Below are 19868 nucleotides of genomic sequence, written 5' to 3'. Positions count from 1 at the left end.
GGGCTATTTTACCCTCAAGTCTTGCACCTGAATATACTTCTTTGGTCAGATAATCTATATCCTGTGAGCTTCTCTTTCTTTTTCAGCAACCCCTAATTAGATTCAACAGGCTCATATTCCCGACTTTTTAAGAAGTTGGGAATTTTTCTGTTTACAGCTATTTTCAGGTAAATAGCTATAATTTGGGGTACAAGCCCCCACTGATAGCGCAGTGTAAAGCCTATATGGCAACTCTTACATAGAAGCCCGCAAACCCCTGCAAGCGACGCGCAGCATCTCGTAGAGAGCCTCTTGCAATTTTTAATTAATAATTTTTAATTTTTAATTTTTAATTTCGAGAAGCGACTTGACTCTCGTTTAGTCGGCGTACAATCCCTCTGCTCCCCTGCCTCTTATTGAAGTTCAAAAAGTTCGCAACTTCGTTACCACCGACCATATACTAATCAACAGGTTACGATCGATTAAGAAGTAATAATTTTTTATGGCCTCGCCAGGAGTCTTTTTATGTTCATTAATGAATTGTCACCTCTATTTAGAGAATTTATCCAGCATCCAGCCTCATTTGTGGGTGGGTTATTCTCTGGTGTCCTTCGGCTCAATCTTGCAGACGATCCTGTTAAAAGCTGGCTGGATCAACAGACCCACTCAAATAGTTATACCAGCAGCACAACAGATAGACATAATGGCAAAGCAAGTGGGCCTCAACAGATTTCGATTGACTAAATTTTTGAGTAATCGTAAATCAGGTTAATTATAGGACTTACGCAACAACTCTCTAAAAATGTTATTTCTCCGTGTACTCTGCGCCTTGGTAGTTCGTTTTTCATGATTTTGCGTAAGTCCTGAATTATTTTGGTGACATACTCCCACATTGATGCAAGCATTATGGGAGTTGATCGCAGAGTAACTTTCCATGTCTTCCACGTTAAGAGATACTAAGTCCAAGTACATAGGCAAGGAAATATGGAATCCCTAACCTCTCGTATGCAGGGTGTACAGTCGCCAATTATTCCTGTGGTTGGGGAACTGATTAAAAATTCTCCTGGAACAATCTCTTTAGGACAGGGTGTTGTTTCTTACAACCCACCACCAGAAGCCATCGAATTTTTACCCAAATTTTTAGCTGAACCCACTAATAATTTATACAAATCAGTTGAGGGAATTCCGCCGTTGCTGACAGCACTTGCTGGAAAATTGCAAGCCTTCAACGGTATTGAAATCAACGAGGAAAACTGCATCGTTGTGACAGCAGGGAGCAATATGGGATTTATGAATGCCATTCTTGCGATTACTAACCCAGGCGATGAAATTATTCTGAATACGCCTTACTATTTCAACCACGAAATGGCGATCGCAATGGCTGGTTGTCGTGTAGTGTTAGTGGCGACAGATGAAAATTACCAACTACAAAAAGAAGCGATCGCTCAAGCAATTACTCCCAAAACACGGGCTGTAGTCACAATTTCGCCAAATAATCCCACTGGAGTTGTCTATTCAGAAGCAGCATTACGCCAAGTAAATCAAATTTGTGAAACTCGCGGCATTTACCACATCAGCGATGAAGCTTATGAATACTTTACCTATAACGGCGTAAAACACTTTTCTCCTGGTGCATTTGGGAATAGCAAGTCTACTATTTCTCTCTTTAGCCTTTCCAAAGCATACGGGTTTGCTAGCTGGCGCATTGGCTACATGGTGATTCCCAAACACTTATTTGTCGCTATCAAAAAAGTCCAGGATACGATTTTGATTTGTCCGCCAGTAATTTCTCAATATGCAGCTTTAGGGGCATTGCAAGCAAAAGCGGAGTATTTGCAGAGTAATATAGGTGCGTTGGCGCAGCCCGCCGTAGGCATCGCTCAAGTACGGCAATTAGTACTCGACTCCCTTAACCGCCTACAAGGTTTATGTAGCATTACACCCGCTAATGGGGCGTTCTATTTTTTTCTCAAAGTTAATACCCAGATGGATGCTTTTGAGTTAGTTAAAAGATTAATTCAGGAATATAAAGTAGCAGTTATTCCAGGTACAACCTTTGGTATGGATGACGGATGCTATCTGCGTGTTGCTTATGGGGCGCTGCAAAAAGATACAGCCCAAGAAGGTATAGAAAGATTAGTGCAAGGTTTGGAAACTATAGTTCGAGGCTAGAAGTCATTAATCCTGCCTCAGATGCAATCCTGAATATAAAATTGAACAGATGCCGATTATTAATAAGTTAATTGAAATTGAAACTGAGCCAAAAATTAATATTTATAATATCACACCACCAATTCAAGATTTTCTTGCTTCAACATCAATTAAAAATGGACAAGTTTTAGTATTTTATCGGCACACAACAACAGCTTTAGCCATCAACGAAAATGAAGTCAGATTGTTAGAAGATATAAAAATATTCTTGCAAAAATTAGTACCTGAATCAGACAGTTACTTGCATAATGACTTGCATTTAAGAGATGTCCCAGAAGATGAGCCGATTAATGCTCACTCTCACTTAATGGCAATGATGCTGACCACTAGTGAGATAATTCCCATTGTGGATGGTAAATTAGCCTTGGGAACTTGGCAATCTGTGTTGTTTTTTGAGTTGGATGGACCGCGCAAAAGAACGGTATTTGTGCAAATATCTGGAGAATAATGCAACTTCACACCTGCAATTCTCCCAGATAACCCAAAATAAAATTACGAAAGCGATCGACAAGTGCATCAGTTGAATTTACTTACAGCAATTAAAAACCTGAAAGAATGTTTCTAAACATAATCTTCCTTTCCACAAACCGAAACTTTTGTTGTGTCAAAGGTAGAGGCAACTAGTGATGAAAAATAACGATAACTTTGTATTACGTAATACTTGGTACTATGCTCTGCCTAGTAATCAAATCAAGCCAGGTATGATGGTAAGCCGCATCTTTTTAGGTGAACCGGTGCTGTTAGTTCGAGGACAAGATGGCAAAGTCTCGGCGATGAGAGATATTTGTCCTCATCGTGCCGTGCCTTTGAGTTGTGGTAGATTCGATGGGCAGGAAGTGGAATGCTGCTATCACGGTTGGCGCTTTAATCCGGCTGGACGCTGCACTGCAATTCCATCTCTTGTTGAGGAGCAGCAAATGGATTTGAGTCGCTTTGATGTCCAATCCTATGAAGTCAGGGAAGCCCAAGGGAATATCTGGATATATATGGCCGATCCCGATAAATCTAAACCTGCTTCTGAAATGGAGATTCCAGTGATTCCAGGGTTTGATGAGCGATCGCCACAATTCATAGAGGTGATGAAATTTCCCTGTTTTGTGGATCATGCTGTAGTCGGTCTAATGGATCCTGCTCATTCACCCTATGTTCATCGTGCTTGGTGGTGGCGAAGCGAACAACTGCACGAGGAAGTCAAGCAATTCGATGCTTCGCCCTACGGCTTCACAATGCGACGACATCGATTGCCAGCGAACGGGGGTAGACTATACTTGCTGATTGGCGGTGGTGTACCGGAAACAGAGATTTCTTTTCGTTTACCTGGAGTCAGAATAGAAGAAACCACAATTGGCAACCAAAGAGTCGTTAATTTAACGGCAGTTACACCTATTTCAGACACAGAAACCGAAGTAACTTTTGCTCTTTACTGGACTGTTCCTTGGGCGGGATTTTTCAAGCCACTGCTGCATGTGCTGGCGCGGACTTTTATTGGTCAAGACCGAACGGTTGTCGAAAAACAGCAAATAGGACTCAAATATAGTCCTGTGCTGCGACTGATTAAGGATTCAGATATGCAGGCGCAGTGGTATTACCAGTTAAAGCGAGAGTATGCGCGGTCTGTTGCTGAAGGACGAGAATTTGTGAACCCTGTCAAGGATCAAATACTTCGCTGGCGTGCCTAAATTACTCCAAGCTAAATTCTGCAAATTCTCTTTGCCCGAATTGCATATTTCGGTCTATTGCTGACAAAATTTTGTTATTGGTACGTTGGCTATTTAAACAACGACCAACTAACTGGGCGACATCTGCACGATTAATGCTACCAATAATCTGCGGATCTTCGGTTAAAACACCATTACCCGTTGCTGGCTCTGACTTTAGTCCACCTGGGCGGATGATTGTATAGGTAAGTCCACTGGCAATTAAGTGTTGTTCAGCTTTGTCTTTCTCAGCTAAAACTTTTCCTAGTACCGCTAAAACTTGGGGTGAGGTAGCAACAACACTATTGCCAGTACCAATGGAAGACACAAGAATAAACTTTTGTACTCCAGCTTGAACTGCTGCATCGATCAGATTTTTATTACCAGGGTAATCTGGCCTTTCTACATCTGATGGCAAACCGCCAATTGTACTGATAACGGTGTGAATAGGTTCATCTGTAAGCATTGCGCGTTCCACATCGCCAACATTCAAAGCATCTCCCTGAACCACCTCAATACCAATTTTTTCTAGTTCACCAGCAACTGCTGCTGTTCTCAAGAGTGCTTTAACCTTTAGCTGTTGCGCTGTAAGGTATTGGGCAATTTCTCGACCAACACCGCGACTTGCTCCAGCCAGAAAAATGTAAGATGCACTTGTCATAATAAACTTAACTACTTACGCTCAAAGGATTCTATCAGAGGCTTGGCCCGGATTTCTCACCACATCTCGATTAAGCCTGCGCTTGAGCAGGGGAGCAGGGGGCAGGGGAGCAGGGGAGCGGGGGAGCAGGGGAGCAGAGGAGAGTTCAAATACCAAGTTCTTTCCCCTCTGCCCCTCCTTCGCCTCAAGCTTGTGAGAAATGCGAGTATTAGTTTTTTCTTCCCTTGCTTCCCCTGCCTCCCCTGCCTCCCCTGCCTCCCCTGCTTCCCCTGCTTCCCCTGCCTCCCCTGCCTCCCCTGCCCCTCTGCCTCTCTGCCCCTCTGCCCATCCTCCCCCTCAAGCTTGTGAGAAATGCGGGTTGGCACTATTTTTTTAGCGGTCTGCAAAAAAGCATGAACTGTCATCATTAAGTCGAGCAATTATACCTAACCCCATTGTAGGAAGTATTTTGGTAAGCAATTGTGCCAATCTAGCAAATAACGGGAGCAATGCTCTAACAGTGAGGTGGGTAAGCAGGGGAGGCAGGGGATGCTCTTGAGGCAGGGGGGGAATCAAGAAATTAAGTGTATTTTGGACTATCTTGGCAGCAAAAATTACTAAATATTTCTCTTTACTCCCCCTGCCTCCCCTACTCCCCCTTCCCCAAGTGCTCATTGGACGATGATCTCACTTTTTCGCGTTGCTCCCCAAATAACTTTTCTTGGGATAGACTTATGGCTAAAAAATCTCAAACAAATCTAGAACAATACCAAGATGTTAGATTATCTGCCACCACCAGAATCTGGGTAATTACAGTCGCCATTCTTGGAGTTTGCGTCCCACTGTCAGCCGTTACTAGAAGCGGTGCTATTCTTCCTTTGGTTGCTATTGGTGGCGCAGCTGTTGGTACAGTTGCCGTTTGGCGTTCTGATGAACAAAAATCAAAAACTAACTATTTGCAACAGCAGCAAATAGAACTGTTAGAGCGGAGATTAGCAAATTTAGAAACAATTGTTAGTAGTGATGACTTAAATTTGCAAATGAAAATTAAACAGATTGAGGTAAGAGATACTTTTGGCGACTCATCTGATGTAAGTACTATCCCCAGACAACCAAAACGCAAAGGTTAAAATTAGCCGAACTTTACCGTTTACGCCAATTTAAGATAATCTCCCCGAAAATCACCGTTACTAAGTCAGTCTTGTGTAGGTATTTCTTGACTTAACGTTGCCGCAACCTTTAAAACGCCTCTAACATTAAATTTTCCTTTGCCGCTAGAAGTGTTTCCTTAGAAACAGTATCTTGTTATCCATCTCCGTTAGAATTGACTGACATCATTTAATTCTATAGGACTCATATTTAATTTTTGAACAAAACTCAGTACACCTTCATTCCTTCTTCCCAGTCCCCAGTCCCCAGTCCCCAATCCCCAATCCCCAGTCCCTTACCTCTACGAGTGATTCAGAAATCAAATCGGATTGCTATATATACTTCAACTGCATCAGTTCATGAAATGTCTAAGTGCTATCTATCTTTATCCTTCCCGGAAACATCTGCCAATGGCTGTGTTTTATTAGACTACTAACATTACTAAATTTTTAATTAACTAAGGTTATAAACTTGAGTAATTGCATTGGTATAGCTTACCGTAGGTATGCAATAGTTTGCCGCAGGAATGAAGATGGATTGGATTAGCTTGCTTAAAGCTCAACAAACTGACTTCCTTCAACGTGTGAAGAAACCTAAAACTTATGACTTATCTTTACTAGAAAGTCAAGTCAAAGGTTGTCACACTGAAATTATGGCTTTTTGGGGCGAGCCATTGGCTAGACTCCAAGAACTTTCTCGCCAACAAGCAGAAGTTCTCGCCAAAAATCCGCCGCCGATACCGCCTGAATATCCTGAGCCTCCCGACTGGACGATACCTTTTCCCAAATACTTCCAGCAACAAGCCCAAGATTATCTTTTGCGGGAATTAATCGTTGATAGGGTGATAACTGAACGTTTGGGAAAGTTGGTAAAAAAGGTATCTTGCGATACTTTGGAAAATATGATTTTAGATGATGAGGGAAATTTGTGTGGCGAAAGCAAATTTTCTTATCTACTAAAAGATAATCCTCAGCTAAGTGTTCAAGTTTATGTTGCTGATGGAGAAAGTTTTAATGGTATTAAGAAAGACAAAATTAAGTGGTCGGTTACTCAAGAAGATTTAAAAAATCACCAAATATTAGTTTTTCTGTGTTTGTTTTATCCATCTACAGGTGAGTTGGGATACGAAAGACAAAGTATCATTACAGGCTTTTTACCTGCTAATCAAATTGAACTTACTGAACCAAAACTCTACATTAATCCGAGTAACTTGTTGTATGCCGGAGGGTTGAGTTGGTATTTAGAATCACTTATTGGTAAAAAAGACACGTCGCCAGTAATTAATCAGATAGCGATCGCAGATACAATACAGACTCTACCATCAGAGCATTGCCTTAAGGCTGTAGTCGGTGACTGGGAATGCTGGCAAACTTTGCAAGGACACAACAGAGGTATTAATTGCCTAGCTTTTAGTTCTGGGTGTAAGAATGGCAAAGCTTTACCTATATTGGCAAGTGGTAGTCGGGGCGAGACAAAACTCTGGGATTTAAGCAAGGGTGAATTAATAGAGACATTATCAGAGTATCCTTGGGTGATATCTGGACTGGTAGATGAAGTGAATTCCCTGGCTTTTAGTTCAGATGGACAAACTTTAGTGAGTTGTGGTGCAGATTCCACAATTAAGCTTTGGCATGTAGGCGCACTAGACTTGATAGATATTTTGCACAAACATAATGGAGTAGTGCGATGCGCTGCCTTCACCCCAGATGGCAGAATGTTAGCTACTGGTGGAGATGACAGAAAAATTCTGTTTTGGGATTTGATGCAACGTCAGGTTGCGATCGCACTTTCTTTAGATGATACAGCTGCTCATTCCCTGGTTTTGAGTCGAGACGGGGAAACTTTAGTTACAGGTAGCTATCGCAAAATCAAAGTTTGGCGCACCTTACCCCAGACGGGAATAAAAAGTTTAAAGGACGCAGAACCACTGCATACCCTCATGGGTCATTCTCACATCGTTCGTTCCTTGGCGATTAATGCAGATGGTAGAATACTCGTCAGTGGTAGCTGGGATCAAACGATTAAAATTTGGCAATTGGAGACTGGGGAATTACTGCATACTCTGAAAGGACATAGAGATAGAGTATATGCGATCGCACTAAGTCCCGATGGACAAATTATCGCCAGTGGTAGTGCTGATAAAACCATCAAATTATGGCATTTACAAACCGGGGAATTGCTGGGTACTTTTACAGGTCATGGGAATATAGTCACAGCATTAGCCTTCACAGCTTCTGGCGAGATGTTGGTTAGCGGGAGTTTGGATAAAACAATTAAAATTTGGCAACGGAGTTGAAGATTACACGGTTTAACCATACCGCGTAGTATCTCACCTTTCCCCTAACTTATCCCTGGTAAGCTTCTCCAGCTTCCCCAGGTTATCTACATTTTTTGGTGTATTATTCGTTAAAGTGATTAAAAAATACCTTTAGCCTACTTAATTTGGATAAATTAATGCCGAATTAATCATTAATTGCTAAATATTAATGCTTTGCTCGTTAAATAAGTATTTAATAGACCTTAGAAGCTGTAAGTATTGATTTTGTGTTATCTGAAGGTTTTCTCAACTTAAACAAACCATTTGGCTGGACTTCCCACGACTGCGTAGCGCGGGTGCGAAAATTGTTGCACCTCAAACGTGTAGGACATGCGGGAACCCTAGATCCAGCTGCTACAGGGGTTTTACCAATCGCCCTTGGTAAAGCTACCAGATTATTGCAATATCTGCCAGAAAACAAAGCGTACATTGCCACTATTCGGCTGGGTGTGCGTACCACAACGGACGATTTGCAAGGTGAAATCATCACTTCTCAACCTTGTGCTGGATTGAGTTTGGCAGAGGTGAAAACGGCACTAGCGCAATTTGAAGGGAAGATTGAGCAAATACCACCTATTTACAGTGCAATTCAAGTGGATGGTAAACGTCTCTACGATTTAGCACGCCAAGGTAAAACGGTAGAAGTTCCAGTGCGAACAGTGGAAGTTTTTCAGATAAATATTTTGAACTGGAGAGAAGGAGATTTCCCGGAATTGGATGTGGCGATCGCTTGTGGGAGTGGTACATATATTAGAGCGATCGCTCGTGACTTAGGTGCAATCTTAGAAACTGGTGGCACTCTTGCGGCTTTAATCCGTACCAAAAGTAGTGGTTTCAATTTAACAGATAGTCTCACCTTGACTGATTTAGAAGTACAGCTACAAGCTAAAACATTTCTACCCGTTTGCCCAGATGCAGCTTTACAACATTTATCATCTGTTACTTTACCAGCAACATCTGCTCAAAAGTGGTGTCAAGGTCAGCGAATTTCTCTAACTTTCGATGTTCCTGAAATAGTACGAGTTTATGATGAAGAAACTCGCTTTTTAGGTATTGGGCAATTACAAGACGAAGTGTTGATCCCCCAAATGGTTTTTGAACCGATTTCTTAATATCTTAGTTATTGATCATTAGTCATTTGTCAAGAAGAATAATATAACGAACTACTATGCAAGAAAGGTTAGTCCAGATTGAGGCGATTATAGAGCGGACAGCACAAAGGACTGAAGCGATCGCTGTTTTCACTAAACAGGAGAACGGCAAGTCATGAGCGATCGCCATCCTAACACTACTGCACGTCTCAATGTTTACATCCAAGGTCAAGGATTCCCCATACTGGGTTTACACGGTCATCCTGGTACTGGTCGTAGTCTTTCTGTCTTTACCAATCATTTATCAAAACGCTATCAAACTATTGCCCCCGATTTACGCGGATATGGCAAAAGTCGCTGGAATGGCAATTTTGATATGAATGACCATTTAACTGATTTAGAAGCGCTGCTAGACCGCTTAAATATTGAAAAATGCCTAGTATTGGGATGGTCACTTGGGGGCATTCTGGCAATGGAAATGGCATTGCGTTTACCAGAGCGCATTACTGGGCTGATTTTGGTGGCGACAGCCGCAAAACCCCGTGGTAGCCATCCTCCTATAACTTGGCAGGATAATTTATATACTGGCGTTGCTGGCTTATTAAACTATATAAAACCGAGTTGGCAATGGAATATTGAAACTTTTGGCAAGCGATCGCTTTTCCGCTACCTAATCCAACAACATACATCTACAACTTACCACTATATCGCTAAGGAAGCAGTACCAGCTTATCTGCAAACCTCTCCTGCTGCTACTCGCGCTCTCTACAGTGCAATTCAATCGGGATACAATCGGCTTCCAGAACTGCCACAAATCCAATGTCCTAGTTTGGTACTTGCTGGCGATAGAGACCGCCACATTACATCTGATTCCAGCTTACAAACCGCTCAACATCTCCCAAATTCTGAGTGGCAGTGCTATCCAAACACCGCCCATCTTTTCCCGTGGGAAGTCCCCCAGCAGGTGCTGAATGACATTGATTGTTGGCTGGAAGAACATCCGCAGGTAATTCGTAATTCGTAATTAAAATCGGGTTGGAGTTCAAAACATCTATTGTTCGTCCCGTTATGGTTGGAATCTAAAGCTCCATCCATAACGTAATTAATAATTGTTAATAGTCCAAGGGCTTTTAACTTTTAACCAGATAATTTGTAATTTAGAACTCGAAATTACGAATTACGAATTACGAATTATCTTGATTTTTGCCTAACTTAAATTTGACCGCCAAAGGCAGGCTGTACTTTGCGGTCAAATCTTTCCCCCAAGTCTTCAGCAATTGTTAAGGTATTAGGTTTGCAACGTTTGACACGCATACTAATTCCCGTAGCTCCTTCGGCTTCTAAGTCTTCTATGTATCCATTGCTTGACAATCTTGCATCAGAAGAACTCAGAAATGGGCCAAAGTAATAAGTACATCGGGGATTTTGCGTCACTATCTCTACCCACCAAGCCAAGCCGAGGTAGTCGAATGTGTTGATCAACACTTCCTTGAGGTTATGCCAAATGGTTTTCATGGTTTTAGCCGATTTATAAACGTCTACAGGGTGTTAAACGATATGTTGCTTTATTATCTTTTACATTTCTTTATACTCTGTTACCGTTATTTTTTCAAAGAAATTTTTTGTAACTTATCTAAATAAAGCGTATTTAGCGATCGCTGGCGATAAATTTCATAAAGCGCCATCCCTGCTGCTACAGATGCATTCAGGCTAGAAGTCTTACCTTGCAGAGGAATCGATACCAAAAAATCACAGGAACGTTGAGTCAACATACTCAGACCTTCGCCTTCTGAACCGATTACCAAAACGATTGGCCCTTTGAAATTCACAGTATGCACGGGTTCGCTTCCACTTGTAGCAGTGCCGTAAATCCAAAAGCCAGCTTCTTTTAATTCTTCTAAGGCGCGGCTGAGGTTGACAACTCTAGATACAGCAAAGTTTTCTAAAGCGCCTGCTGATACTTTCATTACAGTAGAAGTGATCCCAGATGCTCTTCTTTGAGGAATCACCAATCCTTGAGCGCCTATTGCTTCGGCGGTGCGAATAATTGCTCCCAAGTTGTGGGGATCTGTAATTCCGTCAGCTACTACTATTACGGGATCGGTTACAGATTTAGACTGTTCAATGAGATCGGGCAATTCGATGTAGGCGTAAGGAGCAGTTTGTGCTGCCACACCTTGATGATTAGCGCCATTTGTGAGATAGTCTAAGCGCTTGGGTTCAACCTCATCAATAACTGTGCCATTTTCCTTAGCTTGCAGGAGAAAATGGTGGAAGCTGGGATCGTAGCGCAGCCGGGTAATAATCCAGATGCGGTTGAGGTTGCGCTGTTTTTGCAACGCACTCAGTACTGGATGACGACCGTAGATGAGATCGTTCTCTTCTTCTATCGGTTGTGTAGATACAGGCGACTCGGAGAAGTTGCTATTTCGTTGTCGGGAGTTGCCAGAAATGGGGTTGCTATCTATTTTCCGAGGATTACGAGTGGGATTAGCAACAGAAATGGGGTTGCTATCCGCTTTCCGGGGATTGCGAGTGGGATTAGCAACAGAAATGGGGTTGCTATCCGCTTTCCGGGGATTGCGAGTGGGATTACTAACAACACGCTTACCCTTAATTTTTATGGGTTTCCCACGATTGGGTTCGCTAGTAGAAGTGTTGATGATTTTTCTCGGTTGATTCTGCATTTGATTTATGGATATAGCTTATGGTTGAACATACCGATTACCTGAATTTCTGGAACCTAATCTACTGCTGTACCTAATTGTTGTGAAATTGAGTTTTCACTCTTTTTCTACATGAAGCATTTGCAACAGTTCGGTTAGACGCTGGTAATCGGTGATATATAAATAGCCTATTAAGGTTTCTAGACTAGTTGCCTGTTGATAAATTTCGGGATTGAGTCGCTTAGGGCGGCCTGTAGCGGCGTTTCTACCCCGTCGGACAATATCTAATTCGGTGTCCCTCAGATGAGGAGTTAGCGATCGCAAATGTAGCGCTTGTGTTTCTGCTCTTACCTGCTCCACTACCAGCCGATGGTAAATTCCTGACCGCTGCAATGGCAGCAGATAGAGCATTCTAACATACAACTCATAAATTGCATCCCCCAAATATGCTAAAGCAGTAGGAGAAATTTGTTGCACTTGTGAGCGGGAAATCTGTTGGAATGGCCCTGTGGTTGCTAAGAGAGCTTGAGTCCAAGATAAACTCTGGTTGTGAGTTTCATCTTGTCCATCTAATAGTTCCTCTTGTGGCTTCACAAATAAATCATTCCTTGACGGGCTAAATTTGGCAGGCATTCTTCGCAAAGACTGATTTTTCTGAAGTGTGCCTTGATAGTATACTTAGCATAATTAATACTATCAAAATTACTTCCTAATTTCATCATTTTGACTGAGAGTTGGCATTTTAAATCACCCTAATGTCAATGCCTATAAACCAAATTTTGCCTAATTATTGTGGTCTGTGTCTAAGATAGGGTAAACTTTTGACATCAAATACACCCTGTTACTAAATCCTATTGTCATGCTTACTTAGTAAGCGACAATTTCTAACTATACAGTATCAAGTCAATTTTACCTATACACAAATCTGCTGAATTTGTATTTTCTACAATTTTTTCATACTTGATTGTTTATCCGAATATTCTGCCCAATAATCATTTACCCAATAACTGAGTGTCTATAAGTAGTTGGACAAAAATATTTACAGTCATTACGCAACTCTTAGAGACGCTATCGCGTAGCTTGCTTCCCCGAAGAAGTACGCTTCATTCGCAATGACTATTGTAATTCATTCTGTCCAAATACTTATCTTTAGTTATTGCTCAACTTTAAACATAATAACTAAACTGGCTTTTTGCCTCTCCCACCAGGAGAGAGGTTTTCTGCCAGAAGTTTTAAAAATTAAGCTACCCGATGTTGAATCTGGATAGCTGAATCGATTTGGTTCAAGCAATCAAGGCTACTTGGCGTTTTCTAGAGCTTCTTCAACTGATTTTTGCAGGGAGAGGAACTTCTCTAGGCGAACAAGCTTCACCGTTTGAGTTACACGGGCATTCGTGACAATTTGCAAAGTGCCCTCAGCAGTTTGAGCTTGCTTGGCTAGTTGTACCAAAGCACCCAAGCCAGAGCTATCAATAAAGTCGATTTGTGAGAGATCCAAAATAATATGCTTAGGGCCCTCTTCAATCTTGTTGCCAAGTACTTTACGAAATGTTGGTTCAGAAAACGCATCTAACAAACCTGTGAGGCGGAATAGCTGGCAGTTATCCCGGACTTCACGAGTACCCCTCAGGCTAACGGTTAGATTCAATGGCTCAGCAATAATTCCCTCCTCATGAGTTAAAGTGAACGCTCAAGTATAAATGGTTTTTGAGCAAGTTGTCTACAATCTTTTGGGGTACTGGGTACTGGGTACTGGGTATTGGGTATTGGGAAAGCTCTTCCCCAGTCCCTAGTCCCCAGTCCCCAGTCCCTATTTACCTAACCTCGGCTGTTGCGGCTTGACGGGCTGTTCGCATGGCTTGAACAAATTGCTCAAACAAGTAATCAGCATCGTGGGGGCCAGGACTAGCTTCTGGGTGATACTGTACGGAGAATACAGGTAGAGACTTGTGACGGACTCCGGCAATGGTGCGATCGTTTAAGTTCAGGTGGCTGATTTCTACAACTGCCGTAGGTAAAGAATCTGGATCGATCGCAAAACTATGGTTTTGGCTAGTAATTTCTACCCGTTGTTGTAATCCAGCAGGCTGATTTAAACCACGATGACCAAATTTAAGTTTATAGGTTTCTGCCCCTAATGCATGACCTAATATCTGATGCCCCATACAAATACCAAAGATAGGCTTTTGACTTAACAAAAGCGCTTTAGCAGTTGCAATCCCTCCAGTGACGGCAGCCGGGTCGCCTGGCCCGTTAGAAAGAAACACACCATCTGGATTGTAATTGAGGATTTCTTCTGGTGGTGTATCAGCAGGCACAACAATTACCCGACAACCGTAACTGACTAAGCGACGCAAAATATTGCGTTTTACGCCAAAGTCAAGGGCAACAACGGTAAAGGCTGCCCCAAGATTTTCCGCAGCCTCAGAGTTGAATTCCCATGCTGGAATAGTGGGATCTGACCATTCATAAGCTATTGAGGTGGTGACTTCTTGAACCAGATTCAATCCCGCCATGTTGGGAGCCGCCTGTACCTGCTGTAGCAATTCCGCCTCATCGAGAGTGGTTGTGGAAATGCCACCGTTCATGGCTCCAAACATCCGAATTTTGCGGGTGAGGGCACGGGTATCGATGCCGTATATCCCCGGTACTTGGTTTTGTTTGAGGTAGTCTGGTAAGGATTGTGTCGTTCGCCAGTTACTTGGTCGTTGACAAATATTTCGAGCGATCGCACCCCGCACTTTGGGGCCATCTGATTCCTCATCTTCAAGATTAATCCCAGTGTTACCTAATTCTGGATAGGTAAAAATAACAATCTGACCGCAGTAACTAGGGTCAGTCAGGACTTCTTGGTAGCCGGTCATGCCAGTGTTAAACACCACTTCTCCGATCGCGGTTCCCGTAGCACCGAAAGACCAACCGCGATAAGTGGTTCCATCTGCCAGGACAAGTAAAGCAGGTATTGCATCAGTCAGGGGCATAGTAAATTGGGGAATTGGGAATTGGAGCAATGCGATTTTGTGAGGTGGGTAAGCAGGGGAGGCAGAGGAGGCAGGGGGGGAATCAAGAAATTAAGTGTATTTTGGACTATCTTGGCAGCAAAAATTACTAAATATTTCTCTTTACTCCCCCTGCCTCCCCTACTCCCCCTGCTCCCCCTGCTCATTGGACGATGATCTCACTTTTTCGCGTTGCTCCCATTGGGAATTGGGAATTAGGAATTGGGCATTGGGAAAACTCTTCCCCACCTAGTCTCCAGTCCCCAGTCCCCAATACTGCGATTGTTAATTATCCCATGAGTTGGGCAATTGGGAGTTTTTTGGATAGTTAATTAAAATTAAATTGGGAATTTAAAGTGGCGGGAGTGGATCTGGCAAAGCTTGGACGGTTAAAATTAATTATGCTTCAGTCTTTTTTATCCCGTGCAACCCTAATTTTTGTATCAAGCGCTTTAGCGGTTTTGTGTGTTGCCTGTAGTGAAGACAAACGGAACACTGCAACTGGTGGCAATGAGCAACCCACACTAATTGGGGATCTGGCATCAGCACAGCCTACTGTAGAACCGCCGAAACCGACAGTTACCCCGGAAGTACAGCCGCTAGAGCCGCCTGAAAGCGAACCAAGTCTTTTTGAACAGGGTTTAGACAAAGCGGTTGGTGCTTGGAGTATTAGCCGATCTGCTCAATCTCCAGGTGATTGGATTTTGGTGGCGAATCAGTACCAGGATGCGATCGCGTTGATGGAAAGAGTCCGGCGACAAAGCCCAGAATTTGCGATCGCTCAGACCAAAATCGCTGAATATCACCACCAAATTAAATATGCTCAACAACAAGCTAATCCTCGCCCTGTGCGGGTTGCTGAACCGAAGAGGATAGTAGTTGTGGTTCCCCAAACAAGAATCACACCAAAGTATACCTCACCTCCGCAAGAAACAGAACCATTACCAGCAGAGCCAGATTTGCCCTCATCAGTAGTGGTGATTCCAGATCAGGAAGTATTTACAGCCCCGATTAAAAGACGACTTGGTGGAACGCCAATTGTCGAAGTCACCTTCAATGGTCAGCGACAATTTGAAATGATTATAGATACAGGAGCTAGTGGCACTGTCATCACCCAAGAGATGGCTAATGCTTTGGGAGTCGTGACTGTAGGCAGAGCTAAGGCAAATACTGCTAGTTCTAGAGCTGTAGAATTTCCTGTGGGCTATGTTAATTCGATGGCAATTGGTGGGGTAATAGTAAATAAAATACCAGTGGCGATCGCAGGTGCGGATCTAGAAACTGGACTTTTAGGACATGACTTTTTTGGTAACTACGATGTCACTATTAAACGGAATGTAGTAGAATTTCGCCCGCAATTGCGATCGCAAATCAATTCCCCAAAAACTCAACCAATTGCTCCAACTTCGTCCAAGCAGCCCCACTTTGTAGGATATCCTTAGCGATTTTAATCCCTTGGGCGTGATCGAGGAGTGCGATCGTCCCCGCTACTTGCAGCGCCAACGACGCATTTAATGCTACAGCATCTTGTTGCGCTTGAGTTCCCTTACCTTGGAGTACCGCCTTGAGAATCGCCGCGTTCTCTTGGACATCGCCACCCCGAAGCATACCTATAGGAGCAGGTGTTAGATCCAAATCGAGGGGATTAATGGTAGTTACCTGCACTTCTCCATTTGATAAAACCGCTAAATCAGTTTCATCTCCTAACCCAGCCTCATCAAGTTTTTCTCGTCCATGTAAAACGATCGCCTTTTCCTTGCCCAAATTGTTTAATGCTTGGGCAACAGTCGCCAAAAGTTTGGGAGTAAATAGCCCCACTACTTGCCCAGTTGGACGCAAAGGATTTACTAACGGCCCCAGCAAATTAAACACCGTTCTTACCCTGAGAGTCCGCCGCAATTGGGCAACTGCTTTGAGTGCTGGATGCCAACCAGGTGCAAACAAAAAAGTGATCCCCACCTCTTGTAATGCGGCTTGCACCTTGTCACCCGATGCGCTTAAGTTTACACCCAAGGCTTCCAATACATCTGCGCTCCCCGTGAGACTTGAAGCTGAACGATTGCCGTGTTTAGCGACAGGTACGCCAGATGCAGCTGCAACAAAAGCCACGGCTGTGGAAATATTAAAAGTTGAGGAACCATCTCCACCCGTGCCACAGGTATCTATTACAGGCATTAGAGATTGAGTAGATTTTTGCCCAGTCCCCAGTCCCCAATCCCCAGTCCCCAGCCTTGATTGAGATTGTAATACTTCAGCCATGCCGGTCAACTCGTCGGCAGAAATGCCTCTAAAGTTCAACGCTGTTAAAATAGCCCCTGATAACTCTGGGGGAACCGCTTCACTAAGCCAACCTTGCATCAATTCAGCAGCTTGAGTACGGGATAAGGATTGGCCATCTATTAATTGTTGCAGTAGCATATACCAGCTAGCAGAGGCTTCTTGAGCAGAGATTGAAAAAGTTGTCATAGCTAAGGTTTCTGGTTTGGTAGGGTGTAGCTAGGTTGAAGGGTATGGGAGCTATCCTACCGGAAAATTGGTCGCTATTAAAGTTAGGTTGAAATATCAAGGCTTAACTGCAAAGCTGGATCAACAAACTTCTGATTTTTTGCTTTTTTATCTAAATAAAGTTTAACTTCGTAGTTAGTAATAAATAGCTCTTTTCCTTTCGCTGCACCACTCTGTTTATAGTTATTCATGCCATACTGCAATTCCCATGCTGAGATATTAGCCCATTGAAAATTTTCTCTGATTTGCGATGAGTCATCGTAGGTAATTAGCCAGCGATGATGGCATTGTTGTATAAGTTCAACAAATCTTTGATGCTCAAAAGATGTATGCAAGTTACCATCTTTACCATATAGCTTTGATTTTGTAGCACTAAAATATGGGGGATCTAAAAATAAAAATACATCTTCTCCTGCTGATTTTAATAGGTGGCTGTAATCGAGATTAGTAATTTGGACATTTTCTGATAGAATACCTTCTAATTTTTCTAAGCGTTCTATTGAAGAATTAGTAAATCTTTTATGAAAAGCTTCTTGGGAAAAGCCACCTGATTCTACAGTTCCTGAAAAAGTAATTCTATTGAGAACGAAAAAACGAACTGCTCTTTCTAAATCAGATAAATTATTGACATCTACATTAGTTAATTCTGCAAATAGTGATTTACCTTCTGTAAATTTGACTTTAATATGTCGAATTTCTTTAACTAACTGAGCTAAATCAGATTGAGCAAACTTCCAGAATAAAAAGAGTTCGCGGTTTAAATCGTTAATCCAAATCTTGATATGAGGAAACTTTTGTCTTAAATAAATAAATACAGAGCCGCCACCTACAAAAGGCTCTCGAAATTCCGAAAAGCTCTCTGGCAAGTATTCAACTATTTGATTTATTGCTTTTGACTTTCCACCAGGATATCGTAAAGGACTTTTAATCATAACCAAGAATTACAATGTTGGAAAATTACTGGATACTTCTATTTTAAGTATCTGATTATTTTGAGCCTCTAAAGCCAATTTTTTGATAATTAGTTTTTGATTGGTATTAAAAATCTTAATATTAACTTCTAAAAAATATTCTAGTTCTTCTAATGATGCATCTGGAAAGACAATAGAACCGATAACATTGTTACCTGTAAGCTTGAGTTTTGTAACAAAGAATACTTCCTGATCATTCAATATTAAAGAATCTAAATTAGAAAATAAAATTAGCTTGAATAAACCATCTTGAATATCAGGGAGCTTTGGCAAAGATGCTGTTGAAGTATTTTTTGACTCTTGTATAATATATATGTTGTTCTCGAATATTATCTCATCAGGAGTCAAATAGTAAATTCCGCCAAGATAGTTTTCAATACTAAAAGTTGCTTTTAATCCATCCACTAAATATTCTAGCTTATGAGAAGTCAGCGCTTCTCTCTTACTAGCACTCTGAGAACCTTTAAGAGAAATATTCTTAAATTCCTCAAACTCTTCTCTGATTTTATGTAAATATTTATCTGATCCTTCTCGTGAGTGAATTATTACTCCAGTTGGATTAAAAATATAATCATAAGAATCTAGAGCTTTTTCAAAAGTTTGTGTAAATCTTTCTTCAAATAGATTCTTATTCCAATGAAGCGCGCTTTGGCGATATGCTAATATCTCACTAATTTGAAATTTAACAAAATCATTAGCAAATTTCTGATTACTCAACTTATTCTTATTAATTTGCCCCTTTTTAGTACTTTTTTTCGCCGTTTCGTAATAAGCAAGTACTATATAGATATTAAGCAAATTCATCCAAGAAATTGTAGAGTATTGGATTTTATCTATATCGCCATCTTTGCCCTCATCTTTAATCACCGGGATAATAGTTATAACTTTAGAGGAATTATATGTATTATAAATTCTGGCAAATGGATAACTTCTGGTTCTCTTAGGTGATACCCATTTTGAATAAGCAATTTCAGTTGTAGGTGACTTGATTAATCCATAACCCCTTTCTTTATTGATATCAAATACATCTAAACTAATCCTACTTAATTTATCATCTAAGTAAGTTTTATAGGTCACTCCTTTGATAAATCCTGTAAAATGAAGAACTTCTGCCATATATCCAAATTTTTATTAATATTTATCTTTGCCATAGTTTAGTTCAGCATTGGTTATTAAAGCATAGAAATGACCAAGCAAGAGTTAATTTCCTCCTGAATAGCTACGATTTTCTGAAGTAGTTGGCTATTGGGGCGTAGCTTGCCCTCGTAGGCGATCGCAAACCTACTATCATAAAATTACGTACCCGTAATATATACTGCTGAATTTTATATCGAGTTTATGTTGCATTTTCGTAAAAAACTGTTACATTACTTTACAGACAGTTATAACTGTTACAACATAAAAGCTCGGAGTATTATTTATGGCAGACGTTAAAAAGACTACGCCTTCAGTTTCAGAAGATCCTAATGCTTTGCGCTGGGGCTTCACTCCTCAGAGCGAAAACTGGAACGGTCGTTTTGCAATGATTGGTTTTTTATCTGCTGTTGCGCTTGAAGTGTTTTCTGGTCAAGGGATTTTACACTTCTGGGGCATCCTTTAGATTTCAACGTTTTTACACCTTCATTAGATGATTGGACAAGGCA

At 41.7% G+C, this 19868-nt stretch carries 19 protein-coding genes; 10 read left to right on the top strand and 9 right to left on the bottom strand.

Going from position 1 to position 19868, the window contains the following annotated elements:
- Positions 1-504 precede the first annotated feature (504 nt).
- From V7K42_RS02510 to V7K42_RS02495, 4 genes are all read left to right on the top strand, one after another.
- Positions 505-723, top strand: coding sequence for a hypothetical protein (locus tag V7K42_RS02510; RefSeq protein ID WP_334913231.1), 219 nt, complete (start codon positions 505-507; stop codon positions 721-723).
- Positions 724-963: 240 nt separating this feature from the next.
- Entirely contained in the window at positions 964-2151 is a 1188-nt protein-coding gene (locus tag V7K42_RS02505) for a pyridoxal phosphate-dependent aminotransferase (protein ID WP_334913229.1), read from the top strand.
- 49 nt (positions 2152-2200) lie between these two features.
- A complete protein-coding gene (locus tag V7K42_RS02500) occupies positions 2201-2638 on the top strand; it encodes a secondary thiamine-phosphate synthase enzyme YjbQ (protein ID WP_334913227.1) in 438 nt (145 codons plus the stop codon).
- A 178-nt stretch (positions 2639-2816) separates the two neighbouring features.
- Complete coding sequence (locus V7K42_RS02495; protein ID WP_334913225.1) at positions 2817-3869, top strand: aromatic ring-hydroxylating dioxygenase subunit alpha; 1053 nt, start codon at positions 2817-2819, stop codon at positions 3867-3869.
- 1 nt (position 3870) lies between these two features.
- Here the strand turns inward: V7K42_RS02495 and V7K42_RS02490 are convergent, their stop codons facing one another.
- Positions 3871-4548 (bottom strand): SDR family oxidoreductase, encoded by a 678-nt coding sequence (locus V7K42_RS02490; protein WP_334913223.1) that lies wholly within the window; start codon positions 4546-4548, stop codon positions 3871-3873.
- A gap of 713 nt (positions 4549-5261) precedes the next feature.
- Between V7K42_RS02490 and V7K42_RS02485 the strand changes: the two genes are divergently transcribed.
- From V7K42_RS02485 to V7K42_RS02470, 4 genes are all read left to right on the top strand, one after another.
- Complete coding sequence (locus V7K42_RS02485; RefSeq protein ID WP_334913221.1) at positions 5262-5657, top strand: hypothetical protein; 396 nt, start codon at positions 5262-5264, stop codon at positions 5655-5657.
- Positions 5658-6202: 545 nt separating this feature from the next.
- A complete protein-coding gene (locus V7K42_RS02480) occupies positions 6203-7972 on the top strand; it encodes a WD40 repeat domain-containing protein (RefSeq protein ID WP_334913219.1) in 1770 nt (589 codons plus the stop codon).
- A 248-nt stretch (positions 7973-8220) separates the two neighbouring features.
- On the top strand, positions 8221-9105 hold the full coding sequence (truB, locus tag V7K42_RS02475) for a tRNA pseudouridine(55) synthase TruB (RefSeq protein ID WP_334913217.1): 885 nt from the start codon (positions 8221-8223) through the stop codon (positions 9103-9105).
- Between the two features lie 154 nt (positions 9106-9259).
- Positions 9260-10108 carry an alpha/beta fold hydrolase gene (locus tag V7K42_RS02470; protein ID WP_334913215.1) on the top strand — a complete coding sequence of 283 codons (849 nt, stop codon included), beginning with the start codon at positions 9260-9262 and terminating at the stop codon, positions 10106-10108.
- Between the two features lie 188 nt (positions 10109-10296).
- On the opposite strand, the gene V7K42_RS02465 is transcribed toward V7K42_RS02470, so the two are convergent.
- The 5 genes from V7K42_RS02465 to carA all read right to left on the bottom strand — a co-directional run bounded on the left by V7K42_RS02465 (position 10297) and on the right by carA (position 14731).
- A complete protein-coding gene (locus tag V7K42_RS02465) occupies positions 10297-10599 on the bottom strand; it encodes a DUF1816 domain-containing protein (protein WP_334913213.1) in 303 nt (100 codons plus the stop codon).
- Between the two features lie 86 nt (positions 10600-10685).
- The gene (gene rlmB, locus V7K42_RS02460; RefSeq protein WP_334913211.1) at positions 10686-11771 is read right to left on the bottom strand and encodes a 23S rRNA (guanosine(2251)-2'-O)-methyltransferase RlmB; all 1086 of its coding nucleotides are present in this window, start codon (positions 11769-11771) and stop codon (positions 10686-10688) included.
- 96 nt (positions 11772-11867) lie between these two features.
- A complete protein-coding gene (locus V7K42_RS02455) occupies positions 11868-12383 on the bottom strand; it encodes a Mini-ribonuclease 3 (RefSeq protein WP_334913209.1) in 516 nt (171 codons plus the stop codon).
- Positions 12384-13047: 664 nt separating this feature from the next.
- Positions 13048-13398 (bottom strand): STAS domain-containing protein, encoded by a 351-nt coding sequence (locus tag V7K42_RS02450; RefSeq protein WP_334913207.1) that lies wholly within the window; start codon positions 13396-13398, stop codon positions 13048-13050.
- Positions 13399-13564: 166 nt separating this feature from the next.
- A complete protein-coding gene (gene carA, locus V7K42_RS02445) occupies positions 13565-14731 on the bottom strand; it encodes a glutamine-hydrolyzing carbamoyl-phosphate synthase small subunit (protein ID WP_334913205.1) in 1167 nt (388 codons plus the stop codon).
- 419 nt (positions 14732-15150) lie between these two features.
- Between carA and V7K42_RS02440 the strand changes: the two genes are divergently transcribed.
- On the top strand, positions 15151-16191 hold the full coding sequence (locus V7K42_RS02440; protein ID WP_334913203.1) for a retropepsin-like aspartic protease family protein: 1041 nt from the start codon (positions 15151-15153) through the stop codon (positions 16189-16191).
- On the opposite strand, the gene trpD is transcribed toward V7K42_RS02440, so the two are convergent.
- From trpD to V7K42_RS02425, 3 genes are all read right to left on the bottom strand, one after another.
- Positions 16121-17215, bottom strand: a complete 1095-nt coding sequence (trpD, locus tag V7K42_RS02435; RefSeq protein WP_334913202.1) for an anthranilate phosphoribosyltransferase — start codon at positions 17213-17215, stop codon at positions 16121-16123. The two genes, V7K42_RS02440 and trpD, sit on opposite strands and share 71 nt — an antisense overlap.
- A gap of 83 nt (positions 17216-17298) precedes the next feature.
- Complete coding sequence (locus V7K42_RS02430; RefSeq protein WP_334913200.1) at positions 17299-18186, bottom strand: DNA adenine methylase; 888 nt, start codon at positions 18184-18186, stop codon at positions 17299-17301.
- A 9-nt stretch (positions 18187-18195) separates the two neighbouring features.
- Positions 18196-19341 (bottom strand): hypothetical protein, encoded by a 1146-nt coding sequence (locus V7K42_RS02425; protein ID WP_334913198.1) that lies wholly within the window; start codon positions 19339-19341, stop codon positions 18196-18198.
- Positions 19342-19645: 304 nt separating this feature from the next.
- On the opposite strand from V7K42_RS02425, the gene V7K42_RS02420 reads away from it, so the two are divergent.
- Positions 19646-19825: a high light inducible protein gene (locus V7K42_RS02420; RefSeq protein WP_069071239.1), complete on the top strand. Its 180-nt coding sequence runs from the start codon at positions 19646-19648 to the stop codon at positions 19823-19825.
- Positions 19826-19868 lie beyond the last annotated feature (43 nt).

The sequence above is a fragment of the Nostoc sp. genome (assembly GCF_036917455.1).
In the GTDB taxonomy this organism is placed as follows: Bacteria; Cyanobacteriota; Cyanobacteriia; order Cyanobacteriales; family Nostocaceae; genus Nostoc.
The sequence above is the reverse complement of the archived record's forward strand: the minus strand, read 5'-3'. Positions and strand labels throughout refer to the sequence as shown.